Origin of the sequence: Acinetobacter sp. A1, from assembly GCF_012371315.1 — a bacterium.
Lineage (GTDB): Bacteria > Pseudomonadota > Gammaproteobacteria > Pseudomonadales > Moraxellaceae > Acinetobacter.
Map to the genome: position 1 here is coordinate 1 of NZ_JAAZQY010000004.1, position 24420 is coordinate 24420.

19 protein-coding genes and 1 tRNA gene are annotated in these 24420 nt (G+C 43.3%); 5 read left to right on the forward strand and 15 right to left on the reverse strand.

Annotated features, from left to right (window positions below; genetic code table 11):
- Nucleotides 1-180: 180 nt before the first annotated feature.
- The 8 genes from HHA41_RS02265 to hcaE all read right to left on the reverse strand — a co-directional run bounded on the left by HHA41_RS02265 (nt 181) and on the right by hcaE (nt 7709).
- Nucleotides 181-1233 carry an MBL fold metallo-hydrolase gene (locus HHA41_RS02265; protein ID WP_168460351.1) on the reverse strand — a complete coding sequence of 351 codons (1053 nt, stop codon included), beginning with the start codon at nt 1231-1233 and terminating at the stop codon, nt 181-183.
- A gap of 188 nt (nt 1234-1421) precedes the next feature.
- Nucleotides 1422-2330, reverse strand: a complete 909-nt coding sequence (locus HHA41_RS02270) for an EamA family transporter (protein ID WP_168460353.1) — start codon at nt 2328-2330, stop codon at nt 1422-1424.
- 84 nt (nt 2331-2414) lie between these two features.
- Nucleotides 2415-3641 carry a 3-phenylpropionate/cinnamic acid dioxygenase ferredoxin--NAD(+) reductase subunit gene (gene hcaD, locus HHA41_RS02275; protein ID WP_168460354.1) on the reverse strand — a complete coding sequence of 409 codons (1227 nt, stop codon included), beginning with the start codon at nt 3639-3641 and terminating at the stop codon, nt 2415-2417.
- 4 nt (nt 3642-3645) lie between these two features.
- Nucleotides 3646-4611, reverse strand: a complete 966-nt coding sequence (locus tag HHA41_RS02280) for a 3-carboxyethylcatechol 2,3-dioxygenase (RefSeq protein ID WP_168460355.1) — start codon at nt 4609-4611, stop codon at nt 3646-3648.
- Nucleotides 4612-4682: 71 nt separating this feature from the next.
- Entirely contained in the window at nt 4683-5498 is an 816-nt protein-coding gene (gene hcaB, locus HHA41_RS02285; RefSeq protein ID WP_168460356.1) for a 3-phenylpropionate-dihydrodiol/cinnamic acid-dihydrodiol dehydrogenase, read from the reverse strand.
- A 2-nt stretch (nt 5499-5500) separates the two neighbouring features.
- Entirely contained in the window at nt 5501-5827 is a 327-nt protein-coding gene (gene hcaC, locus HHA41_RS02290) for a 3-phenylpropionate/cinnamic acid dioxygenase ferredoxin subunit (RefSeq protein WP_004976057.1), read from the reverse strand.
- Nucleotides 5827-6345, reverse strand: a complete 519-nt coding sequence (hcaF, locus tag HHA41_RS02295; RefSeq protein ID WP_168417521.1) for a 3-phenylpropionate/cinnamic acid dioxygenase subunit beta — start codon at nt 6343-6345, stop codon at nt 5827-5829. Before hcaF ends, hcaC begins: the two co-directional genes overlap by 1 nt.
- The gene (gene hcaE, locus HHA41_RS02300) at nt 6342-7709 is read right to left on the reverse strand and encodes a 3-phenylpropionate/cinnamic acid dioxygenase subunit alpha (protein ID WP_154321080.1); all 1368 of its coding nucleotides are present in this window, start codon (nt 7707-7709) and stop codon (nt 6342-6344) included. The genes hcaF and hcaE overlap by 4 nt, the downstream gene beginning before the upstream one ends.
- Before the next feature lie 281 nt (nt 7710-7990).
- Here hcaE and hcaR point away from each other — a divergent pair, with 281 nt between their 5' ends.
- Entirely contained in the window at nt 7991-8890 is a 900-nt protein-coding gene (hcaR, locus tag HHA41_RS02305; protein WP_168460357.1) for a DNA-binding transcriptional regulator HcaR, read from the forward strand.
- A 314-nt stretch (nt 8891-9204) separates the two neighbouring features.
- Nucleotides 9205-9882 carry a DUF1345 domain-containing protein gene (locus HHA41_RS02310; RefSeq protein ID WP_168417523.1) on the forward strand — a complete coding sequence of 226 codons (678 nt, stop codon included), beginning with the start codon at nt 9205-9207 and terminating at the stop codon, nt 9880-9882.
- A gap of 63 nt (nt 9883-9945) precedes the next feature.
- Here the strand turns inward: HHA41_RS02310 and HHA41_RS02315 are convergent, their stop codons facing one another.
- The 7 genes from HHA41_RS02315 to HHA41_RS02345 all read right to left on the reverse strand — a co-directional run bounded on the left by HHA41_RS02315 (nt 9946) and on the right by HHA41_RS02345 (nt 17928).
- Nucleotides 9946-10806, reverse strand: a complete 861-nt coding sequence (locus tag HHA41_RS02315; protein WP_168460359.1) for an alpha/beta hydrolase — start codon at nt 10804-10806, stop codon at nt 9946-9948.
- A gap of 280 nt (nt 10807-11086) precedes the next feature.
- Nucleotides 11087-12352, reverse strand: coding sequence for an OprD family outer membrane porin (locus HHA41_RS02320; RefSeq protein ID WP_168417525.1), 1266 nt, complete (start codon nt 12350-12352; stop codon nt 11087-11089).
- A 428-nt stretch (nt 12353-12780) separates the two neighbouring features.
- The gene (gene dmpG, locus HHA41_RS02325; protein WP_168460360.1) at nt 12781-13800 is read right to left on the reverse strand and encodes a 4-hydroxy-2-oxovalerate aldolase; all 1020 of its coding nucleotides are present in this window, start codon (nt 13798-13800) and stop codon (nt 12781-12783) included.
- Between the two features lie 11 nt (nt 13801-13811).
- Nucleotides 13812-14708 carry an acetaldehyde dehydrogenase (acetylating) gene (locus tag HHA41_RS02330; RefSeq protein WP_168460361.1) on the reverse strand — a complete coding sequence of 299 codons (897 nt, stop codon included), beginning with the start codon at nt 14706-14708 and terminating at the stop codon, nt 13812-13814.
- Nucleotides 14709-14733: 25 nt separating this feature from the next.
- Nucleotides 14734-15531, reverse strand: a complete 798-nt coding sequence (locus HHA41_RS02335) for a fumarylacetoacetate hydrolase family protein (RefSeq protein WP_168417527.1) — start codon at nt 15529-15531, stop codon at nt 14734-14736.
- Between the two features lie 412 nt (nt 15532-15943).
- Nucleotides 15944-16612, reverse strand: coding sequence for an HAD-IA family hydrolase (locus HHA41_RS02340; RefSeq protein ID WP_168460362.1), 669 nt, complete (start codon nt 16610-16612; stop codon nt 15944-15946).
- Between the two features lie 353 nt (nt 16613-16965).
- Nucleotides 16966-17928, reverse strand: a complete 963-nt coding sequence (locus tag HHA41_RS02345; protein WP_168417529.1) for an RluA family pseudouridine synthase — start codon at nt 17926-17928, stop codon at nt 16966-16968.
- A 760-nt stretch (nt 17929-18688) separates the two neighbouring features.
- On the opposite strand from HHA41_RS02345, the gene HHA41_RS02350 reads away from it, so the two are divergent.
- The 3 genes from HHA41_RS02350 (at nt 18689) to HHA41_RS02360 (ending at nt 24419) form a co-directional block, all read left to right on the forward strand.
- On the forward strand, nt 18689-22060 hold the full coding sequence (locus HHA41_RS02350) for an Rne/Rng family ribonuclease (protein ID WP_168460363.1): 3372 nt from the start codon (nt 18689-18691) through the stop codon (nt 22058-22060).
- A 247-nt stretch (nt 22061-22307) separates the two neighbouring features.
- Nucleotides 22308-24149, forward strand: a complete 1842-nt coding sequence (locus HHA41_RS02355) for a long-chain-acyl-CoA synthetase (protein ID WP_168460364.1) — start codon at nt 22308-22310, stop codon at nt 24147-24149.
- A gap of 194 nt (nt 24150-24343) precedes the next feature.
- Nucleotides 24344-24419 (forward strand) — tRNA-Lys (locus HHA41_RS02360).
- Nucleotide 24420 lies beyond the last annotated feature (1 nt).

The window sequence follows — 24420 nt, forward strand, 5'->3', positions numbered from 1 at the left end:
TACGTTTAACTCGTTGTTCTCGTTTATGTTCCATAAAATAAGTCTCTTAAGGTGTAAACTTATTTCAGGACGGGACAATATAAACCCATAAAAAGCCCCTATTCGATAGGGGCTTTTTATTGCGTCGTTTGCAACTAACGCTTTTCAGCAAGTAGAAAACTACTTTTGGCTTGTTAAAGACTACACAATCAACTTCTTACCTTCACGAATACAATAAAACGGATTCATTAATTTAGATGAACGTTTCATAGCATGATGCAAATCTGCCTCAGGCTGCTCACGCCCTTCATCGGTCAACTCAAAAGTGCGGTAATGAATGGCCAAAGAACATTTGGAATGTAAATCTTTATGGGCCTGAAAGGCATCTTCAGGGTTCATGTGCATATAACGCATCAGATTACGTGGCTCATAAGAACCAATAGGCAAAAGTGCCACACGTGGTGCGCCAATACGGGTTTGTATTTCCTTAAAATGTGGAGAATAGCCTGTATCCCCCGCAAAGAAACAATGGTCTTGCCCATGCAAAATGGAAAAACCTCCCCACAACGCCATGTTCTGATCACGTGCACCACGCCCCGAACCATGTTGTGCAGGGGTGTACACAATTTTAAGCTCTTTAAACAAAGCCGACTGCCACCAATCCATTTCAATCACATGCAAGTCTGGCGGTAAATACCAGCTATTGCCCAAACCTGTATAAATAGGCATGGCAAATTGATGGTTCAACCATTTTAAGGTGGCTAAATCCATGTGGTCATAGTGGTTGTGGCTAAGCAGCACGGCATGAATGGTGGGTAAATCTTCCAATGCAATGCCCGCAGGACAGGCTCGTTTAGGCCCTCTACCCTGTTTGGGGCTCACATGCTCAGCCCAGACTGGATCAGTCAATATGTTATAGGGGCCGATTTGAATCAATACAGTGGCATGCCCTACAAACCAGACTTGCCAATCATCCAAACTGGCTTGTGGGCGTAATTGTGGAACCGCACGCGGAGTTGCAAAGAACTGTTGTGCCTCTTGTTGAGCATTGACCTTCCAGCTGTTCGATTTACGTTTTAGCAACCATTTCAGCAAATCGGTTTGGCTGCGCCCCTCAGGGTACGCCACAGGATTAAAAAACTGCGTGCCATCATAATGATTTGAAGGCAAAAACTGTAGCTTGGGTTTACGCCAAGTATGTGACCAACAGGCTTCCGTTGGCAGTTGAAAATGCTTTTGTTCCACGTTGTTCATGTAAGCCCAATAATATATAGCGCATCGGCCATGATGCTTTTAATCCTGATCTGTTCAGAAATAAACACAGCTTTGGTTCATGTGTTGACTCTATCACGCATAGTAGCGAAATCAAGCGGGCAATTTCCTTTATGTTTTTGTTGTTTTGAGAAAAAAGTCGTATCGGACAACAACTCAGCACTGCAAAATTAGCCTTTGCAGAAATACTGTTCGCGCCATTCTTTCCAGAAATACATCACAATACCCAACATCACCACAGCAATACCAATAAAGGCATTCATGCTGATGTGTTCATTGTTTAGCGTTGCACCCAGAATCAGCGCAATAATAGGCGTCATCACATTGCTTAAAGAAACCGTAGATGCAGTTAAACGGCGAATTAGCCAGAAATAGCACAGCATTGCCACAATAGATGACATGATCATGGTAAAGATAAAACCAATCATGGTTTTCACCCCAGGCATGGCGGTTGGAACATGCTGCCAAATAAAAGGAATTAATAACAATGAACCCAGTGCCGAAACCATTAATGAACCTGTGGCCTGAGACATAGGACTTAAAGGTGCATTGATTTGTTTGACCCAAAAAATTGAGCTGATATAAGACACCATGCTAATCAGCATGAGCACCACACCCCAAGGGTTCACTTTGCTGTCGGCAGAATCAGCAAAAACAAAACTTAGCCCTAAAATGGCAATTGCCATACCAATCCACTGTAACGCAATCAGTTTTTGTGTACGTAGAATCACATGACCGATCAAGCCTGCAATCAATGGCGAGAAACCAAAAATCAGCGCCATTAAACCTGAAGTTAAATAATTTGCTGCCAAATAGATAAATAGTTGCGCACCAATTAAGTTCAGACTTCCTGCCAAATAGCTTTTCATAGAAGTGCTATCAAAAGGCAATGGGCCACGCATCAATTTGAGTAAACACAGCGCAATCACAGAAGCACCAAAGTAGCGGATTATCAGCACCCACATCGGATGGACTTCTTGTACACTCCAAACAATCGCCAAGGGCGTAGTGGCCCAGATCAGCACCAAGAGCGCATAAATACTGGCGGTCACAACAAGCGGAGATGTATTGGCGTTCATACTTGACTCAACATGAAATCTAACTTTTTTAAGCACATAAAAAACAGACCTAAGTTGCCTCAGGTCTGTTTCATTTACTCAAGATCACTTCACCAGTTTGCGAAGGTCTTGGCTCACATCTAAATACTTGTCTGCTTCAAATACGGCCTGTTTGCTAATCAGCTTTTTCAGATGACGCATGTCTTTGGCAGCGTTCACAGTAATCCCGCCTACAATCACGCCATCAGTCACACCAAACAGTACGAATGAGGAGTCGCTGCGTTTAGTCGCATCCATCTCACCCCGTACATGCCATTCTGCTGCCGACATATCACCAACGAACTGGTAGTTGATGTCGAGCTGATCAGTCCAGAACCAAGCTGGATTTGCAACAGGATGCGCCACGCCCATAACATGACGTGCAAAAATGCCTGCTTGCAAGTTAGCATTTTCCCAAGTTTCTACACGACGATGGTTACCACATTCACGAAGTTGTGAAGCAACATCGCCCGCAGCATAAATGTCTGGGTTTGAGGTTTGACAGTTTTCATTCACATGCACTGCAAAATCTGCGTCCAGACCTGCTGCTACAGCCAATTGCGCATTTGGAATAATACCAATACCGTAAATCACAGCGTCAGCACGAAGTTCTTCGCCGCCCTCAAGGGTGACAACAATTTCTTCACCATCCAACTTACAATCTGCAATTTGTGTGGACAGACGTACATCGACACCAGCCAGTTGCTGCTGCTCAAGCAAGAATTCACTTAAAATACGTGGTGATGAGCGCCCCATCACCATTGGCCCCATTTCAATGACTGTTACTTGACAGTCTTTGAAACGTGCAGAAGATGCCAACTCCAGACCAATCACACCGCCACCAATTAAAATGATACGGCGACCCGCTTGCAGTACAGGAACCAAAGCTTGTGAGTCTTCAAGGTTACGCAGCGTGTAAACGTGTTTACCCAAAGCATCAAAGTTAGGTAAACGACGTGCTGCACCACCTGTAGCAAGCAAAAGTTTGTCGTAAGCGACAACGTCACCGTTTAAGAGTTCAACAGTTTTCGCTTCGGCATTGATTTTGCTCACGCCATTGCCACGGATGGTTTCCACGCCCAATTCTGCCAATTTTTCTTCAGTCAGAATTTCGATTTTGGTTTCTTCAGGGCGTAAAATTACATCTTTAGACAGCGGTGGACGCTCATAAGGCAAATGTTTTTCATCACCAATGAGGATAATTTTGCCTGCATATTGGTTGCCACGCAGCTCAAGAATGGCACTCGCCCCTGCCTGACCTGCTCCCACAATTACAATTGTTTCTACGCTCATGGACTTAACCTTTTAACTCGGCAGATACGATGCCAAAGCCCGCAATCCACTCACTAATATCTTCATAGCAATGTGTGGTCATCTCATACGCACCCAGCTCATCCAATGCCGCAAAAGCAGCCATCCATGAACGAACTTCCTGACCACCACGGCCGCCATCACGACGAATTTCAGCTTCAGTCATGGCTTCCATTGCCGCAAAATCTGCATGCTTGAATTTTTCAAGTAAAGCAATATCCCACTCTGGGCTAAGCGGCACTGCGACCGATGTATCACCCGCTGCAAGTTTTTGCCCAACAGCAATAATTTTGGCTTGGCGTGCATGACGTGCTTCAGCACTTGGGTTACGCCCTGCAATTAAAAACTCTTCAACTTCAGGTGGCACTGAACCCATTTGTGGTGTTGGTGGATCGTGCGACAGACCACCTGTACCTAAAACAAGAACACGTTCGTTTTCAAGATTTAAAGACTTGATAAACTGCCCCACTGCACGACCTAAAGCAATGGTACGTTTAGTGGTTGGCATTGGTGCAGCAGCACCGTTAATAAATACAGGAATAGTTGGGTAACGGTCTAACTGACCATCGCACAAGAAATGTAAAGGCTGAGTCACCCCATGATCGGCCTGCATACGATACGAGTACGCCACATCTACACCTTCATCCAATACACGACGCACCATCGCCAACGCTTTGTCTTCAGGTACATCAATACGGTCATTGTCTTTGCCGTAGTCCCAGTCACCCGCAGCCGTGGCACGAATACCCACACAGAAACTTGGCATCAAATCATAAAAGAAACCATTAAAATGGTCTGGACCAAACGTGATGATTAAGGTTGGATCGTAAGCTTTGACTTCTGCAGCAAGTTGCTCAAAGGCAGCACGAACTTTTTGTTCTTTGGATTGATCTTGCGGTGTTGCAAATTCCATTAAAGGACTGTGCGATGCACAAATGAGTTTAACGGCCATGAGAGACTCCTAAATAAGGAAGGCAGCCCAGAGAAAGGCTGCCGATTCGTCTATTGAATTTAGACTCAATTTTATTCGTCAAAGAAACCTGCGCGTGGTTGACGTAAACCACGAATACCCAGACCACATTCTGCATTGATCAGAACGCCAGTCAGTGGACGGTTATTTTGACGAGATGCTAAGAGCACATAAGAACCTGTCATATCTTCTGGCTCAGGCAAGAAGTTAAGCGGCATACCGCGTGCAATTTTTTCAGGGTCACGCGCATCAAGTAAGCCAAGGTTTTCCTGCCCCAAAGAGGCTGCTCCCTTAATATTGACATTCATTGCTGATGGCGCAACGGCATTGACACGTACTTTGGGTGCCAACTCATAAGCCAACTCTTTCATGATGCCAACACCTGCATGTTTAGATGCAGTGTAAACAGGGCCACCGCCTGAAGAATACAGCGCAGAATTGGATAAGGTTAAGATGATGGAACCTTCAGATTTCACCAATTCATCTAGTGCCGCTTTTGCACCCAAGATCAATGCCTTGGTGTTAATGCCCATGATTTCATCAAAGGCTTTTTCAAGCTGTTCACCCGAAGTATTGACGATATCTGCATAATGGTCCCAGATCCCTGCATTGCCAATAAAGCAATCCAGTTTTCCAAAACGCTCCACAGTGGCCTGTACAGCACGGACATTGTCTGCATAGTTGGCAACATCACCAGCGACAGCCACAATTTGATCACCAAAACGTTCTTTTAAGGCATCTACTTTAGATTGTGAGCGCTGTAATACGCCCACATGCGCACCTTCATCAAGGAAGCGTTCTACCAAAGCCCAACCCAAACCAGAACCGCCACCTGTAATCAGTGCCACTTCGCCTTTTAGCCAACCCATGCTTACTCTCCTGCCATTTCTACGTATAACGCACCATCTTCAACCACCACAGGGAAGGTTTGAATTGGGTCAGTTGCTGGCAAGCATAAAGCTTGACCAGTTTTTAAACAGAAACGTGCAGAATGTAGTGGACATTCAACCGTGCCATCATCTTCAAGATAACCTTCAGACATAGACGCATTACCGTGTGAACAACGGTCATTCATGGCAAAGAACTCACCACCGTTATTGAATACTGCCAGTGCTTCGATACCGTTTACACCGCAGTCCACTTTTAACGCTTCGCCTTCGTCTAATTCGTCAACTTGGCAAACAAAAATCTTATTCATTAGAAGAATACACTCAGGTTGTGTGAGTTATACGTTACTTGGTCAAGCACAATCTTACGGTTGAAAATTTGGAAGCCTAAGCCACCTTCAACACGACGGATTTTGTCATTACGCTTACCACAGTAAATCGTCACGTCTTTCTCTTTTTGAGTACGGTACAGTAAGTAAGTTACGTGTACATCGTATTCACCTTCAACATCTGTTGCTTCAACAATCACGTTGCTAACCATGTGCGTTGTACGTGATGGAGGCTCTTCTGCCCACGCCATACCCGTTTCTAAACGTGCTACACGGCGCTCAAGCAAGTGTTTGTTGTCGTTGAACACCCAAGTGGTGGGTGGCTCAACTGAACGACGACGGTCACGGGTTTGCGCATTTGGTGTAGTACGCAAGGTATAAGAAATATCTTCTGCCATGAGGTCTAACCACTCACGGAATTTCCAGTCGTCCAGCAACTTTGCTTCGCGATACAAGAATTGGCTAACTTCGTGTTGAAGTTCTAAACTGATTTGACTCATTTCACTAGCTCCTTCTCGTATTCGTCAGCTGCTTTTTCAACATCTTCCCATTTTTCATGGATCAGCAAATCTGCCCAACGGCGGTACATACCACGTGCTGCAGTTTCAGAGAAAATGTAGTTGGTAATACCCGGAATACCATCTTCACGGATTTTTTCGTTACCTTTACCCATCTCAACAATCAGTTTGTTTTGACGCGCTTTGTAACCACGTAATACTTTTTGAATTTCAATCCAGTTTTCAGAGTCGTCTTGCTCTAAGAAACCTGCAGGACCAAATGCACGTGTTGCAGAACGCTCAAAAGCATCTTTCACTTCTTGAGAAGCTTCAGCATCAGCAATACAGAATGCCCATACTTCAGTTTTGTTCGGGCCACGTGGGTGCCATACGCGAAGAGTTGCTGTACCGTTCAACCAAGACAAGGTTGGGAACATAGTGTTGTGACCAGCCAAACGTAAGGCACGAACTTCACCTAAACGCTCTTTAACTTCGTCATACGTTTCACGGAAATAGTTAGCAACTTCGCCATCTACCCATACGTTTGCATCTGGTTTTTCTGTAAAGAAGAAACCTGAACCGTGACCACGTGAACCGTATTGAAGTGCGTCTTTCGCAGTTTCCCAAACAGGACGAGCGGTTTGTGCAGCACCCAGTTGTTTACTGCTGTCATCATCTGGTTTTGCACCCAAAACCTGAATAGCAGATGCGTGAGAGAACAATGCGTGGTATTGGTCAGAGGCAAACTGTTCTGCAGCAAATTTCCAGTTACAGTCAATTTCCCACTTGTGTACACCACCAATAATTTCTGTACCACCCGGACGACGATCCACCACACCATCTAAGTACCAAGCGATGTCGCCCATGTATTCTTCTAGGTCAGGAGTCGTTTCATCCCAACAACCGAATACCAAGCCTTTGTAAGACTTCACACGGTTCACTTCCACCAAGCCCCATTGCTCTTTACAAGCACCTTGAGGATAAGCACGCTCTTCTAATGGAATATCTTTGAGTGAACCATCAATACCGTAAGACCAGCCATGGTATGGGCAAGTAAATGCACGCGTATTACCACAGTCTGCGAAGCTCACACGCATAGAGCGGTGACGGCATTGGTTTAAAAATGCTTTGATTGAACCGTCTTTTTGACGTGCCACAATAATTGGATCTTCACCCATGTAGGTGTTGAAGAAGTCGCCAGCTTTAGGAATTTGGCTTTCATGACACAGGAACAACCACGTACGGCCGAACACGCGTTCAAGTTCTAATTCGTAGATATCTGGATCTGTATAAATAGATGGAGTGATACGTCCATTTTGTGCATCGACCAAAGCGTCGATTTCGCGCACATCAATTTTTCCACTCATGAAAAGCTCTCCTGTGACCAACAACGGCACAAAGTAAATAGACTCAACTTTGGATGGATAATGATTTTTTAGGGACGTTTAGTGAAATATTTTTTTTGTTTCAATTAATAGATTTTATAGATTAATAAAACTTTATATTATGCGATTAAAACATTACACAATGATAAAACTCTATTTATCTCCTAAATGACACAATAATTTTCATCTGATGGTTGTTTATAGATTATACTTTTATTAATCTATAGTAAGACATATTTTGAATTAATCTTTGGAATGGCTGTATGGAATTACGTCACCTTCGCTACTTCATTACCGTGGCTGAAGAACTCAACTTCAGTAAAGCGGCACTTAAGCTTTATACGGCTCAACCTTCGCTGAGTCAGCAAATTAAAGACTTAGAAGAAGATGTTGGCGTTAAACTGTTAAACCGTACCAAACGCAAGGTAGAACTGACCGAAGAAGGCGCTGTATTTTTGGAACAGGCTCGCCTGACCCTTGCCCAAGCCGACAAAGCCGTTGCCATGGCACGTCAGGTTTCACAAGCCAAACAGCAAATGCTACGTATTGGCTTTGTACCTGTGGCGGAAATGAAAATTTTCCCCTTTGTTTTGCCAAACTTAAGGGTACAAAACCCAGATTTGAAAATTGAATTGCTCAGCTTGAACAATACCGAGCAAATGAAGATGATCAAAAAAGGTGAGCTCGACATCACCTTTACCCGACACAATATCAATAGTGATGAAATTGAAAGTCAGTTTGTGCTACGTGAGCCGCTGATTTTTATTTTGCCTAAAGATCATCCATTAGCAAAATATGAGCGTATTCCTGTTAAAGCTTTAAATGGCGTAGATTTTATTATTCCTGCGGCAGAAGCATCTTATACCTTGCACCATTTGATTGTCGATTTTTCTAAACAACATAATATTGAACTGAATATTGTGCAAAAAGCAGACAATATTTTATTTAATATCAACTCTGTAGGCATGGGTTTGGGCTGCACTATTTTGCCAGGCTATGTTGCACCACTGACCATGGAAAATACCGTGATTCGCCCCTTAGATGTGGAATTACCATATTTGGACTTATATGTGAGTTATGGCAAAAACAGTAACTCACCTGCTGTACAGAAATTTTTAGAGCTGCTGACTCGCGTGTTCTATTTGGACATAAACCGCGAATAAGCCACAAGTCTGAAATATCCAATCATAAAAGTGCTTTTTCTCCACTACGATAAAAAGCACTTTTTTATTGTTTCTGCATCAATACTCAGCTTTAGACTTAAGTCTAAACTTATTTTTGAAAGATGATGCAAAATGAATGCTCATTGACTTCAAATATCACATCGCATTTTTATATAAAATTGCTGCCATCTAGCGCCTTAAATTACAACTTAAGTCTAATAAGTAAACCTACCTAAAATACCTAGATTTACTTAGACTCATGCCATAAAACAGCGCACAATCAGGTGAGAACAAAAGCCTTAAAAGGAATAAGAATGCTAAAAAATCCATTTACACGCATGCGATCTGGTATTCAGTCACGTCCTTATTTCTTTATTAGTTTTGTGATTACCATTGTGCTGTATGCCATATTTCAAACTTTCAGTACATGGGCATGGTCAAGTTGCTTATTACTAAGCTGGAATATTGCCATTTCCTGCTATTTACTGCTGACCATGCTTAATCTGTGGCACAGTGATCATGCACATATTTTGCAACGTGCCCAACAGCAAGATGCCAGCAAATGGCTGATTCTATTTTTGGTATTTTTAACTTTGGTGATGTGCTTTATTGCGATCATTATTGAGGTGAATTTATTTGCACAAAGTGAATTTGTGCGCATGGGACATTTTATTTTATCTATTACCACCATTTTATGTGCTTGGTTTTTTATGCACACCATTTTCGCCATCCACTATGCCCATGACTACTATTTGGCATTGCAACAGCAGCAAGAAGGTGGACTGGATTTTCCTAAAACGCCCTACCCGACTTATCCTGATTTTTTATATTTCAGTTATGTGATTGGTACTTCAGCACAGACTGCAGATGTTTCAATTAGCTCACAGCCTATGCGCATACTGAACACACTACACATTATTTTGGCCTATAGTTTTAATACCACCATTTTAGCCATTTGCATTAATTTGGTGGCCAGTTTTATCCAACACTAAATGCCCCAAATATTACTCATAAAAAAGGATGGCATGAAGCCATCCTTTTTCACATCATGTTGCTTATTTTACGCCACGTGCAGTTAAATAATTTTTAATTACAGTGTTAAATTCTTCCGCTTTTTCAACTTGTGACCAGTGGCCGCATTGGCTGAAAATGTGCGCATCGGCATGTGGCACAACATTTAAAATGTCCCATGTGCGAGATACTGGAATCACTACATCCTGCGTACCGTGAATCAGTAAAACAGGTACTGTGATGTCTTTCATTTTGTCAAAATCGAGTGGGAACTCAAAACGGTCACGGTCACGTGCGCCAACCACATCCATTAAACGGTCTGACGCATAGTCATTTTTTGCAGAAGCAAAACGAACCTTAACCAACTCATCTGTAATCAGGTCTTTGTTCACTACAAACATCGACAATGTTTTTTTGATGCCTTCTTCGGTCAAGACAGGATTCGCATGTGCTTTAAGCGCTGCAGTCTGTTTTGCACCACCTGTACCCATAGACACAATACCAAGTACGCGCTCAGGGTAGTCCAATGCCAATTGGAATGCCAACCAACCACCGAGCGAGTTACCCACTAACCATGTTTTTTCAATGCCCAATGCATCTAATGTACGCACTGCATGATCAACCCAAGCACGAATACCATAAGCAGTGTTTGGAGCAACCACAGTCTGACCATAGCCAATGGTATCAATTGCGATACAACGTGCTTGCTCACCAATTTGTGGCAAGTTTAACCACCAGTTTGCCGCAGCAGATACACCTGTGCCTGAACCGTGTAAAAATAGAATAGGTGTACCTTCACCCACTTCGTGATAGTGCGTTAATTCGCCTTCGGCAGTTTCAATCCATTTATCTTCTAAGCCAAAGAATGGATCTGTTGTATAGTCAGGGATTTGAACAGTGCTCATATATACTCCTCGTACAGTCTTTAGCTTGCGTTTAGCTCTAAAAAAATAGAATTTGACGTCAAGTGGACTCATTCAACATTACGTATTTACTGGCTTATATTACCTGTTCATGCCTTATGAACTGATACAAATTTACGATCACAACCCACAAAAAAACGATTAAACAACTCTTTGAAATTTATAAATTTAATAAAATTAAAGTCTTAATTTTTACAAGGTATTTAGTGCGTAAATATTAAAAAAAGAGCGACTATATAAAGTCGCTCTTTTTTTTCAAATTTTAAAATTTATAGGTGTAAGTGGTGGCTACACGGTACTCTTGTAAATCAGATTTGTAATCAAAATCTGCATCAATATACATTGCCTGAACACCTAAACCTTTCAATTTACCTTCTGGTACGGTGTAATTGACAATTAAGTTCAACTCTTCTGAGTCTTGGTCTTTTTTCGCACCATACGTCGCATCTTTACCTAACATGTACACAGCTGTTGCGTTTAAGCCTTTTGCACCCAATTCAGCAAAATCATAGCCATAAGTGAAGCCCCATGATTCTTCATCAGGGTTGGTAAAGGTTGCAACACCCCAGTTCACTAAATAAGGCTGTGGCACCCAACCACCCAATGTTGGAAAGTTGGTTTCGCCAAACATTTGCTGATAGCCAACACCAAAAGTATGCGCACCATAATTCACCTTTGCACCTACCGAAAGTGCTTGGTTATCAATTTCACCATATAATTGATCACCCGATTCAGCGTTATCAAAGTAGCGTACATGGCTAGTGAGTTTGGTCTTTTCAGCCAATTGGCGGTTATAACTCAAACCTACATAATGTTGTTGGTAAATATCTTGCACATCTGCATACCAATAACTTGCACCCAACTCTTTTGTGAATTGGTGATCTACTCCCGCAATCCACATACCATCAGAAGTTGGACCAAGATCAAAATGTCCTTTTGAAGCATCTGGCAATGTTTTACCTGGTGCGAATAAAGTCAGATCACGGAACTGATTGTCATAACGGTTGTTGATTTTATCAATATAAGCAACGGATAGTTTAGTATTCTGAATATCTTTAGATTCTAACCATGCACCACTATAAGTGGTCAGCAATTGACGTGATGGATCAAAGACCAAAACTGGAGATACAGGTAACAACTCCCCCACTTTAAGCTCAGTTTCAGATACTTTCGCTTTGAGCGTTGCTCCCACTTTCCCAAAGTGATCTTTTGATTCTTTACCGTTATGTGGCAACACCCAGTCTGGGTTTTTATCGCGCCCTTTGAGTTTCACGGCATGCTGAACAAGAAGATCGGCTCCAACCTTAATTCCACCTAAATCGTGATAACCTGATTTAGCATCTAAAGTGACAGCTTGTGACCACGAACCCCAATTACCCGCAGGGTTGTCCTTAATTTGACGATCTAAATAAAAATTCTTAAATTTAAGCTGAACATTGCTGTCGTCAATAAAATCTGCCTGAGTGGCAGTTGTCCCTAAAGTTGCTGTCGCAGCAAAAAGTGCTATCCATAAGTTGTGACGATGCATGAGTTTTTCCTATTCATCCAATAAGCGAATTAGCGCATCATGCAAAACTCTGTAATTGAAAAAAATCCGACCACAGTATTAGGGTTTTCAGCAGATTTTAGCCTTTCTTTACATTATGATTTTTTTTAAACATTTTTAATTCTTTTTAACGATAAAACATTTGGCAATGAATCCTCATCAAATGACTTTCTCTCTGAATTCGAAGCACAATTTGACCTAAAAGAGTCATTATTTTTTGCAATATGCTAGTGAGTAATCTTTTTTAGATGTAAGTCAATGTGTTAGCGTTATTTTCTATAAACAACACTTATAAGAAAATCATTTTAGTCCACCACTAAATTCTGCATGAATTTGCCTATTTTTCGCCATAAAAAAAGCACCCCAAATACATTTGGGGTGCTTAATTCAAGCTGGCTTTAAACTAAAACTTAGGCTTGCATTTCACGTGCTTTAGACATAGTCAAAGCCAAGTCTTCAATCATATCTTCTTGACCGCCCACTGTACCACGGCGACCAAGCTCCATCAGGATTTCACGTGCAGAAACGCCATATTTCGCTTCAGCACGTTTCGCAAACAATAGGAATGATGAATACACACCTGCATAACCTAAAGTTGCCGCATCACGGTCGGCACGAATTGGGTTGTGCATCATTGGAATCACCAAATCTTCTGCCACGTCTTGCACTTTAAACAAGTCCACGCCTGTATCCATACCCATACGGTTAGCGACAGCAATGAACAGTTCAAGTGGTGTATTCCCCGCACCCGCACCAAGACCAGCAGATGCCAAGTCCACACGTACTGCGCCTGCTTCAACTGCGGCAACAGTATTTGACACACCCATACCTAAGTTGTGGTGACCGTGGAAACCTAACTCGATGCTTGGGTCCAAATGTTGACGTAAGTGACCTACACGATCAATCACATCTTGAGGAAGCATATAACCCGCAGAATCCGTCACATAGATACAGTTTGCACCGTAAGACACCATCTTTTTCGCTTCTTCAAGCAATTTTTCAGGTGAAGTCATGTGCGCTAACATCAAGAAACCCACAGTATCCATTTCTAGTTTACGGGCAGCAGTGATGTGCTGTTCCGAACAATCCGCTTCAGTACAGTGTGTGGCGACACGAATGGTAGATACACCAATTTCATGTGCCATTTTCAAATGATCAACCGTACCAATACCCGGTAAAAGCAATGCAGAAACTTTGGCATTCTTCATACGTGGCACAACGGCAGACAAGTATTCTTCGTCAGTTGCTGCTGCAAAGCCGTAGTTTACTGATGAACCACCTAAACCATCACCATGCGTGACTTCAATTAAAGGTACACCTGCATCATCTAATGCAGTTGAAATTGCAATCATTTGCTCTACAGTCGTTTGATGGCGCTGCGGGTGCATACCATCACGTAAAGTCATATCGTGAACAATAATCTTAGACATTTTGGTATTCCTTAAGCTTCAGCAGTGTTGAAAACGTGTTCTGCAAACATTTCTGCAGTACGAGCAGCAGCAGCAGTCATAATGTCTAGGTTGCCTGCGTATTTCGGCAAGAAGTCACCTAAACCTTCAACTTCTAGGAAGATTGAAACACGGTTATCATCAAAAATTGGGCCATTCACCAATTTATAGCCTGGTACATATTTCTGCACTTCTTTGATCATGGCATGCACAGATTCAGTAATCGCGGCTTGATCTGGCTCACCTTCAACCAGACAGTGAACAGTGTCACGCATCATCAGTGGTGGCTCTGCTGGGTTAATGATGATGATTGCTTTACCCTGTTTTGCACCGCCTACTTTTTCAATGGCGCCTGCTGTAGTACGAGTAAATTCATCAATATTTTTACGTGTACCCGGACCCACTGATTTGGTGGATACCGTTGCAATGATTTCGCCATATTCCACAGGTTGTACACGTGAAACTGCAGCAACCATAGGAATTGTTGCCTGACCGCCACACGTTACCATGTTCACGTTTGGCACTTCGCCAGCAGCCAATAACGCTTCTAAGTTTACTGGTGGTACACAGAATGGACCAATTGCCGCAGGGGTTAAGTCAATCATCAGCACACCAAGTTCATTTAACTTGCGGCTGTTTTCAGCGTGAACGTATGCAGACGTTGCATCAAAAGCAATTTTAATGTCATCTTCAAGAATATGTGGCAATAAACCATCCACACCTTCTGCTGTGGTTTTTAAACCCATTTTTGCAGCACGTGCCAAACCTTCAGAAGTTGGGTCAATCCCCACCATCCATACTGGTTCCAACCATTCACTGCGTTGCAATTTATAAAGCAAATCCGTACCAATATTACCCGGACCGATCATTGCACATTTAATCTTTTTCATGCATGTACTCTCTTAGAATCTCGATTTATTCCGCAGCAAACGCAGCTGTTACTGAACCAAAGCCTTCAATTTCAACTTTGAATTCTTCACCTGGATGAGCAACAACCATAGGGCCTAAAGCACCGGTTAAGATGATGTCGCCTTTTAACAATGGACGACCACGGCGTACCATTTCATCGGCCAACCACACCGCAGCATTGAGCGGGTTTGCCAAACATGCTTTACCCACGCCTTGAGAAACAACTTCTTCACCACGTGTCATGACCATTTTGCAGTTCACCAAGTCTAGATTTTCTAGCTTGACGGGTTGTGAACCTAAAACAAACGCAGCAGAAGATGCGTTATCTGCCACGGTATCAATCAAACTGATTTTCCAGTTTTCAATACGGCTATCGACCACTTCAATGGCAGGCAAGGCATATTCAGTCGCGCTGATAATATCCGCATACGTGTGTTTTTCTTTGGTTAGATCTTGGTTAATCACCAATGCAATTTCTGCTTCTACTTTTGGCTGAATCAGCAAACCTGCAGGAATTGCTTCACCATCGCCATAAGCCATATCGGCAAACAACATGCCAAAGTCAGGCTGATCTACACCCAGTTGTGCTTGAACCACTTTAGAGGTCAAACCAATTTTACGCCCCACCAAACGACGACCTTCTTTTAAGGCACGTTCGGTATTCACTTCTTGAACGGCATAGGCAATATCTACGTCAGCACTTTCACCACCAAGTTCTGGGCGGATTGGCGCAATCGCAGTTTGAGAGAGTTCGGCAGTACGTAATGCTTGCGCAACTGATTCAACAACAGCAGAATTCGACATCAATGTTTCCTTAAACTGCAAAAATTGGGCATATACCCCGAGATGTTGGAAAGGTAATAATAGAAAATAGGGATGATGACCCCGATCTTGTCCATTCTCAGGACAAGCTATCCAGCTCAGAGGTATGTAAACTGATTAAGAATCGGAAAAATGGCGGGTTTATGCCAATACTTATTTTCTTTTTTTCAATAGCTATTAGCTATTAATCTATTTTTATAAAAAGCAAGCAAAACAGTTGTCTGTAGGCTATGACATTATTTTCCGAGTCATTGACTCGGCAATTCGCAGCAATCTTAAAATGTCTTAATCCTAACTTTAGACTAAAAGCTAAGCCTTTCCTGTCAGCACAATATATTCAATAAAAAAGGGCAACTTGCTTGCTGCCAAACTGCCCTTTTTGTTGTGCTGTAATTTAGCCTGCCCGACGCAAACGGTACTGTTGTAATAAAAATGCATGCAAACTCGGTACGTCATGTGCAATAGTCAAAGGCTGATAATGCTGCAATACCTCTACACTATGCACGCCATAGCTCACACCCACACGTGGCATGGCAATATTCTGCGCCATTTTCAAATCATAAGAGGTATCACCCACCATAACAGCCTGCTCGACCTGCACCTGAGTACTGCTTAAAATTTCCTGCAACATTAAAGGGTCAGGTTTAGATTTGGTTTCACTGGCTGCACGTGTTGCCACAAATAAATCCTGACTTTTGGTTTGAGCCAATACACGGTCTAAACCTTTACGGCTTTTACCTGTTGCCACGGCCAGTTTCAAACCTAAACCAGACAATTCATCTAGCATTTCTGCCACACCATCAAACCAAACATCGGTTTTTGAGTGTTCCACATAGTGTTCTGAATAGCACTGCAAAATATCCTGATGCAGTTCAGGCACCTGCGGAAACAGGCGCTGCGCCACTTCTGGCAAGCCCAAACCAATAATACTTTTAGCAGCAGCATCGGTCAGTGGTTGCTGAAATTGTTGTGCTGCGAACTGCAAACTCGCCACAATTTGACCGACGGAATTAAATAGCGTGCCATCCCAATCAAAAATGATGAGTTCTACAGGTTTGTTCATATTAGGTTCCTAGATTTGATTCTGCTTTAAAATTCCCTCGCTTTACCTTAACTGAAAAGGATAAATGATCAAGAATCAGCACATATATCACAACAAATATTCGATAGCGAAACGGCGACATGAATGTCGCCGTTTCGCTGTGGCACAGGGATGTTCCATCAGCGAAACAAAAGATTTTTGTTACTTTTCATCTTTGAAAAGTAAGGCATAGCCTATACAACAAGAATTTAAATTAAAAACTATAAAATGTGGCTGTGAATTACCCCTGAAAGCCCAATCTCCGTCTTGAGAAACAATGTTCCTCATCTTTAAAAAGAAGGAAACTGCTATCACACAATAGAGAATGACAAAAATTAAAACTCAGGTGGTGCTGTCGGCTTATCCGCCTTTTGCGCTCTAAGCTGTGCCACTAGACTCTGCATATCTTCAGGTAGAGGGGCTTCAATCACAGGATAGCCTGGAATTTCCAAACGCATAGCATGTAAGCACAAACGACGTGGTGCAGGACCACGGTATTCAGTTTGATGACCGTATTTATCATCACCCACCAAAGGATGTCCAATACTTAAACCATGCACACGAATTTGATGGGTACGCCCAGACAGTGGCGATGCATACACCAAACTGGCATGCATAAAACGCTCTGCGACCTTCCACAGGGTTTTGGATTCTTTACCCTCTTTAGATACACGCACTCGACGTTCACCATTGGCCAATTCATAACGATGCAACGGTGCGTCAATCAATTGCTGATCTAAACTCACCTGCCCTTTGACAATGGCAGCATAAGTTTTTTGAATTTTATGTTCGCGCAATAAGTCCTGCAGCGTTTTTAAGGTGCTGCGCTTTTTAGACACCATCACCAAACCTGAAGTATCACGGTCAATACGGTGAATCAGCTCTAAATATTTTTTACCTGTGGCAGCACGTAAACCCTCAATCAAACCATAAGCGACACCACTACCGCCATGCACCGCAATGCCCGAAGGCTTATTCACCACCATCAAGCCTTCATCTTCATAAATCACACGGCTTAATAAGCTTTGTGCGACCTTATCTGAAATAGGTGCAGCACTGTCGTCTTTTTGTTCATAGCGAATAGGCGCTACACGAATTTGATCGCCAATATTGAGTTTGGTTTCTGCTTTAATACGCTTTTTATTGACCCGTACCTGCCCTTCGCGAATCAAACGATAGATGCGACTTTTAGGCACCCCTTTTAAACGACTAAACAAAAAATTATCGATGCGTTGACCCGCTTGATGCTCATCCACTTCAAACCAAGTGACACTTTGCCATTGTTGGGTAGAATTCATACAGTTAAGTGACCTAATAAAATACTAAAATTGATTAAAAACTGATCATTTAGGCTATGCTTTACACAAGAAACATAAGCTTAGCCCATAGGCAGATGATGCAAGGTTTGATATAGTCAGCGCACGGAAACCATCGTTAGTGGGTTAAGGTTGAATCTATTCAGAATTTTCTGAAACAACACTCAACTGAATACCTCACCATATACGAGCAGGTCCCAAAAGAATTATGCCGACGCCGAAGGCTTATTATATCGGCAAAAAAGCAAACTGTTGCGTTTAATTGTACCTCAGGTACATAAATCAGTTTGTCTGAAAAAATATGTCGCCAACTTTGTTGGTTTTTAAACGTAAACTGATACACATCAGATTAGTCGCACCCTGAAGTCGCATTCAGGCTAAAGCGTTTGATGTATTGGATCTGCACAATTTGTAAAGATACGACGATAATTCCGTATCAAGACACTCTATCTATGTAAAGAAGAGCTGATCTTCGAGCAATGTGACAGTGAAAGTTACACACATCCAATACACCGCTCGTCCGCCAGTGAAGCGATCAGGTGACTTTATCCGTTTAAAGGTTAAAGCCGTATTGCCATCATCAATACGTGAATCATACACCGCAGCCAACCTAAATAAGGCCGGTAAAAAAAGCTCAGACCACAATAGGTTTTTTGAGATCTGAGCAGTTGATCCGTGATGCTTGATGTTCGCTACGTGTCTAGCGATTTTTTGCTGTGTATCACTATTAGGTGTTACACCCATGAAACGTATGTTGATTAATGCAACACATGCCGAAGAAATTCGCGTTGCACTTGTCACTGGTCAGCGTCTTTACGATTTTGATTTAGAAAATCGTACCCGTGAACAAAAAAAATCGAATATCTACAAAGGTCATGTGACCCGTGTAGAACCTTCTTTAGAAGCCGTATTTGTTGAATATGGTGCAGGTCGCCAAGGCTTCCTGTCTATGCGTGAAATCGCAAACTCTTATTACAAAGCCGACCCTCGCCAAACTTCAAATATCCGCGAACTGATTACTGAAGGCACTGAGCTTTTGGTTCAGGTAGAAAAAGAAGAGCGTGGCAACAAAGGTGCTGCGCTATCCACCTTCATTTCTTTGGCAGGTCGTTATTTAGTACTTATGCCAAACAACCCGAAAGGTGGCGGTATCAGTCGTCAAATTTCGGGTTCAGTCCGTGAAGAACTGAAAGAGATGTTAGCTTCACTGAACATTCCTCGTGGCATGAGCGTGATTGTGCGTACTGCGGGTATTGGTCGTTCTCAAGAAGAATTGCAGCTTGACCTTCAACACTTAATGGACCTTTGGGCACAAATTCAAAGCACTGCAAGTTCAGGCCCATCACCAATGCTAGTACACCAAGAAGCAGGTGTCGTCACACGTGCCATTCGTGACTATTTGCGTGATGATGTTGCAGAAATTTTAATTGACTCAGAACAAGCCTATAACGAAGCTTATAACTTTGTGAAAGCGGTTATGCCACGTCAGTTAGACAAGCTAAAAACTTACACTTTAAATGAACCACTGTTTGCACATTTTGGTATTGAAAGCCAAATTCAAACTGCGTATGAGCGTGAAGTAAAACTGCCTTCAGGCGGTTCAATTGTCATTGACCAAACTGAAGCATTGGTTTCAATTGACATCAACTCAGCAAAATCGACCCGTGGTCAAGACGTTGAAGATACAGCGTTAAATACCAACCTTGAAGCTGCTGAAGAAATTGCACGCCAATTGCGTTTACGTGATATTGGTGGTTTGGTTGTTATCGATTTCATCGACATGACCAAAGACCGTAACCAACGCATGGTTGAAGCCAAACTCCGTGAAGCCACTCAAAGTGACCGCGCACGTATCCAGTTTGGTCAATTATCACGTTTTGGTTTAATGGAAATGAGCCGTCAGCGTTTACGTCCATCGCTTGAAGAAGCGACTGGTTACGTTTGCCCACGCTGTCACGGTACAGGTATGGTGCGTGACTTACGCTCTCTATCTCTTTCGATTATGCGTAAAGTGGAAGAAATTGCACTACGTGAACGTCATGGCGAAGTTCAGGTTGAAGTGCCTGTAGAAATTGCAGCCTTCTTACTGAATGAAAAACGTCATAGCTTGGTTTACCTTGAGCAAACCTCAAATGTACGTGTGACAGTTTTACCGCACCCACACTTAGAAACGCCGCATTACGAAATTTCGTATAACCCTGAAGGTTTTGCGCCAACGAGCTATGAGCGTACTGAAGCAACCCGTTCAAGTGAAAAAGAATTGGGTTATGAGTCTTCTGAATGGCATTTGGAAGAAGCAGATCAATCGCACAGCCATAGCGCACCTGCAGCTGAAAAAACTACAGCGAAAAAACCACAAGCAGCACAGCAAAATAAAGCAGCTGCACAACAGTCTGCACCTGCGGCAGCAACTACAGCAGCCAGCCCATGTGCATGGTTAGAAAATCTGTTTGTGCAAAAACAAGCATCTACCATTGATCAAGCACGTACTGCCAACAACGCTGCAGCAGCCATTGAACAAATGGTAAATAATGGCGCAGTTAGCCGTGGTCAGTTTGGTCAAATTGCAACTGCAGCCGCAGCACCTGCTGCAAGCAGCCAAAATGTGTACCTTGCACCATCGACTGTGGCACAAAAAACTGAACGTGATGGCGCAGAAAAAGCTGCTGAACGTGAAGAAAAATCGGCGCCACGCCACAACAACAAAAAGCCACGTCACAACAATAATAAGCACAAAGAGCAACGCGAACAGCAAACTCAGCACGACAATCAACAACATCAAGTGCATGAAGAAGTAGTTCAGTTGTCACGTCAGGAGCAACGTCAGGAAGCGCGCGAAAACAAACGCAGCTCTCGTCGTCAGCACAACAATGACCAAGCGCAGCAGCAAGATGCTCAACACAACAATGAGCAACAACAAAATGCCGTGCCACGTCGTGACCGTCGTAACCAACCTCGTCCAGAACGCCCAAATCGCCAACGTGATGCCAGCGTATTGAACGAACAAGCAGCTGTCACAGCTGAAGTTGCCAACAACCAACCAAAAGTAGACTTAATTGATGCACCACGCCATGAGTTAAGCACTACAGCCATGGTGGTTAATGTTGATCAAGCACAAACTGAAATCGTGGCATTGAATGCAGCGCCTGCAACTGAACCTACTGTTGCAGCAGCTCCTGTTGTGGAAGCTGTAGCAGAGCAAGTTGAAGCTCCTGCGGCAACAGCTGTTGTGGAAGCAGCTGCTCCTGTAGCAGAAGCACAGCCACAACCAAGTGCACCAGCAAAACGTGCTAGCAACGACCCGCGTCAGCGTCGTCGTCAGCAACGTGAAGCGCAGGCTCAACAAGCAGCTGCACCGAAGTTGACACCATCTCAAGTACCAACTTTAGGGCAATACAACATTGGTAGCTTAATTCGCCATGTCTATGGTGAAGATTGCTCGGTATTAATTGAACAGTTTGGCTTAATTCCAACGTTCAACCGTGCCTTGCAAAAGTTCACTGACGAGTATGCTGCAAGCCTTGTTAGCACTGCGCCTATGGCAGAGAAAAAACCTGTCACTCGTGACGTAGAAGTTGCCAAAGCTGCTCCTGAAGCAGAACCTGCACCTGTGTTAGACCTAACACCACCAAAACCTGTGTCAGACAAACGTGTGGCCAACGATCCTCGTGAGCGTCGTCGTTTAGCAAAACAGGCCGCAGAACAAGCGTTAGAGCAAGCTAAGCAGGCTCAAGTAGTTGAGAAAACTGAAGCAGAAGCTGAAACCACAGCTGCACCTGTAGCAGCAAATCCAGCAACCGAAGTTGAACAACCTGCTGTTGCTAATGCTGAAGCAGAAGCTGTTTCTACAGAAGTCAGTGCGACTCCAGAAGAAGCACCTGCTGTAACAGCTCAAACTGAGCAAGTAGAACAACAGACTGCCTCTGCCGAAGCAGAAACTGCTGAAGCATCTACGCCAGTCGCTGCGGAACCAGTACAAGCAGAATTGGCTGTAGATGATCCAGCCGAAACAGCTGAGTCTGAGCAAGAAAAAGCAGACAAAGAAAAAGTGGTACGTCCGCGTCGTCCACGTGGTCGTCCACCAAAGAAAGCTACGCCGCCAACTGAGTCGTAATTCGCACTTTTGCAGCGGAATAAAAAAATCCAGTCATTTCGATGACTGGATTTTTTTTGTAACGTAAAACTTAGCGCATCGACCTGAATTTAAATCATGCGACAATTTAGATTTACTCCATGATTTTATAAAATCCAGTATAAAGCTGAAAAATTAGGTTGATTGCACTAGCCTTTAGGGATTAAAAAACAACAAGACTTGATGCTTTGCAACAGATGCAACGGATGACGACAAAAATAGGATTCTTATGAACCAAATGACACAAAGCGATTTAATTGGCTTAACGGATGTTGCGGCAAAAATTCCGCAGTTTATGACAAAAGTTCCCCACCTGATTACAGGTTTAAAGCAAGCCTATTTACGTACTCCTCGCACGCCTGCTGGCTTGGGTTTAGCATTTGAAAAGGCTGTCCATCGCAATCCACAGGGCTGCGCCCTCATGTTTGAAGATCAGCAATACAGCTATTTACAGCTAAATGAATGGGCCAACCAAATTGCGCATTACTATTTAAGCATTGGCGCCCGTAAAGGCGATGTCATCGCCGTTATGCTGGAAAATCGACCTGAGTTAATTGCCAGTATCATTGGCTTGGCTAAAATTGGCGTAACTGTTGCCCTCGTCAATACGGCACAAGTGGCTAAAGTCTTGGCTCATAGCATTAATTTAGTTAAACCCATTGCAGTGATTGTGGGCGAAGAATGCCGCCAAGCGGTTGCCGATATCCGTACTGAATTACAACTGCCAGACAATCGTCTGTATTGGTTTGCAGACCAAAATACACGCTTGGATGCAGGTACTGCTCCTGAAGGATTTAGTAACCTCTCCCTCTGTTTAGCTACACAACCTGCTTTCAACCCTGCGACCACGCAGTCTGTACAGGGCAAAGATGGGCTGTTCTATATTTATACTTCAGGCACAACAGGTCTGCCTAAAGCCGTTATTTTCACCAATAGCCGCTGGACACTGGCCTACGGCACCTATGGGCACGTATTAGGCTTAAACCAAAACGATGTCATGTATTGCACCCTACCGTTGTACCATGCGACAGGCATTGTGGTGTGCTGGTGTGGCGTGATTGCAAGCAGTGCTACTTTTGCCATTAGACGTAAATATTCCACCTCTTGTTTCTGGCAAGATGTGCATAAATTCAATGCTTCAGCCATTGGTTATGTGGGGGAACTATGCCGCTATTTAATGGATGCACCTGCCTCAGACTTAGAGCGTGGACACCGTGTCACAAAAATGATTGGCAATGGCATGCGCCCAAACATCTGGAGCAAATTCAAAACCCGCTTTGGTGTTCAGGAAATTCTAGAACTGTATGCGTCTAGCGAAGGCAACGTCGGTTTTAGCAATGTCTTTAACTTTGACAATACCGTGGGTTTTTCACCTACACCGTATGCCGTCATTCAATTTGATAAAGAAAAAAATGAGCCTGTGCGAGATGCCAAAGGCAAATGCATAAAAGTTAAAAAAGGCGAAGTTGGTCTGCTCATTGGTAAAATTACCCGCCGCTCACCCTTCGATGGCTATACCGACCCTGAGAAAAATAAAGCTGTGATTTTGCAAAATGTCTTTAAATCAGGTGATGCCTACTTCAACACAGGCGATTTAGTCCGTGACATCGGTTTCCGACATGCCCAGTTTGTTGACCGCTTAGGCGATACCTTCCGCTGGAAAGGTGAAAACGTATCCACCACCGAAGTAGAAAACATCCTCAGTGACTACAGCAAAATTGCTGAAGCCGTGGTGTATGGTGTCGAAATCCCACATACCAATGGACGTGCGGGTATGGCGGCAATTACTTTGGCAGATGGCTGTCAGCTCGATGATCAGGACTTAAGCCAAATGCTACTGCAGTTTAAACAAAACTTACCTGCCTATGCTGTACCTGTATTTCTGCGTCTGCAAAAGCAAGTACAAACCACTGGCACATTTAAGTATCAGAAAAACACCCTAAAAACCCAAGGGTTTGATTTAAAACAGTGTGATGAAAAAATTCTGGTGTTATTGCCAAGTCAAACTGCATATTGCGAACTGACCCCCGAAATTTACGACAATATTCAAGCCTATCAATATCGCTTCTAAGCCAATTGGTTGCCTATTTTTTGATTAGATACGACAAATTTGTTGCATTTATAATCAAACATAGGCAACTTTTTTATTTTTTGCTTGCGCTCGCTTCATATCTTGCTACAATACGCTCCATCAAACGAAGTGGTGCTTAAAACCCTCTGGTTTTTCTTGCACTTCACAATCAAGCCTGCTTGGTTGCTGGTTCAGGGTCGTTAGCTCAGTCGGTAGAGCAGCGGACTTTTAATCCGTTGGTCCCGCGTTCGAATCGCGGACGACCCACCAT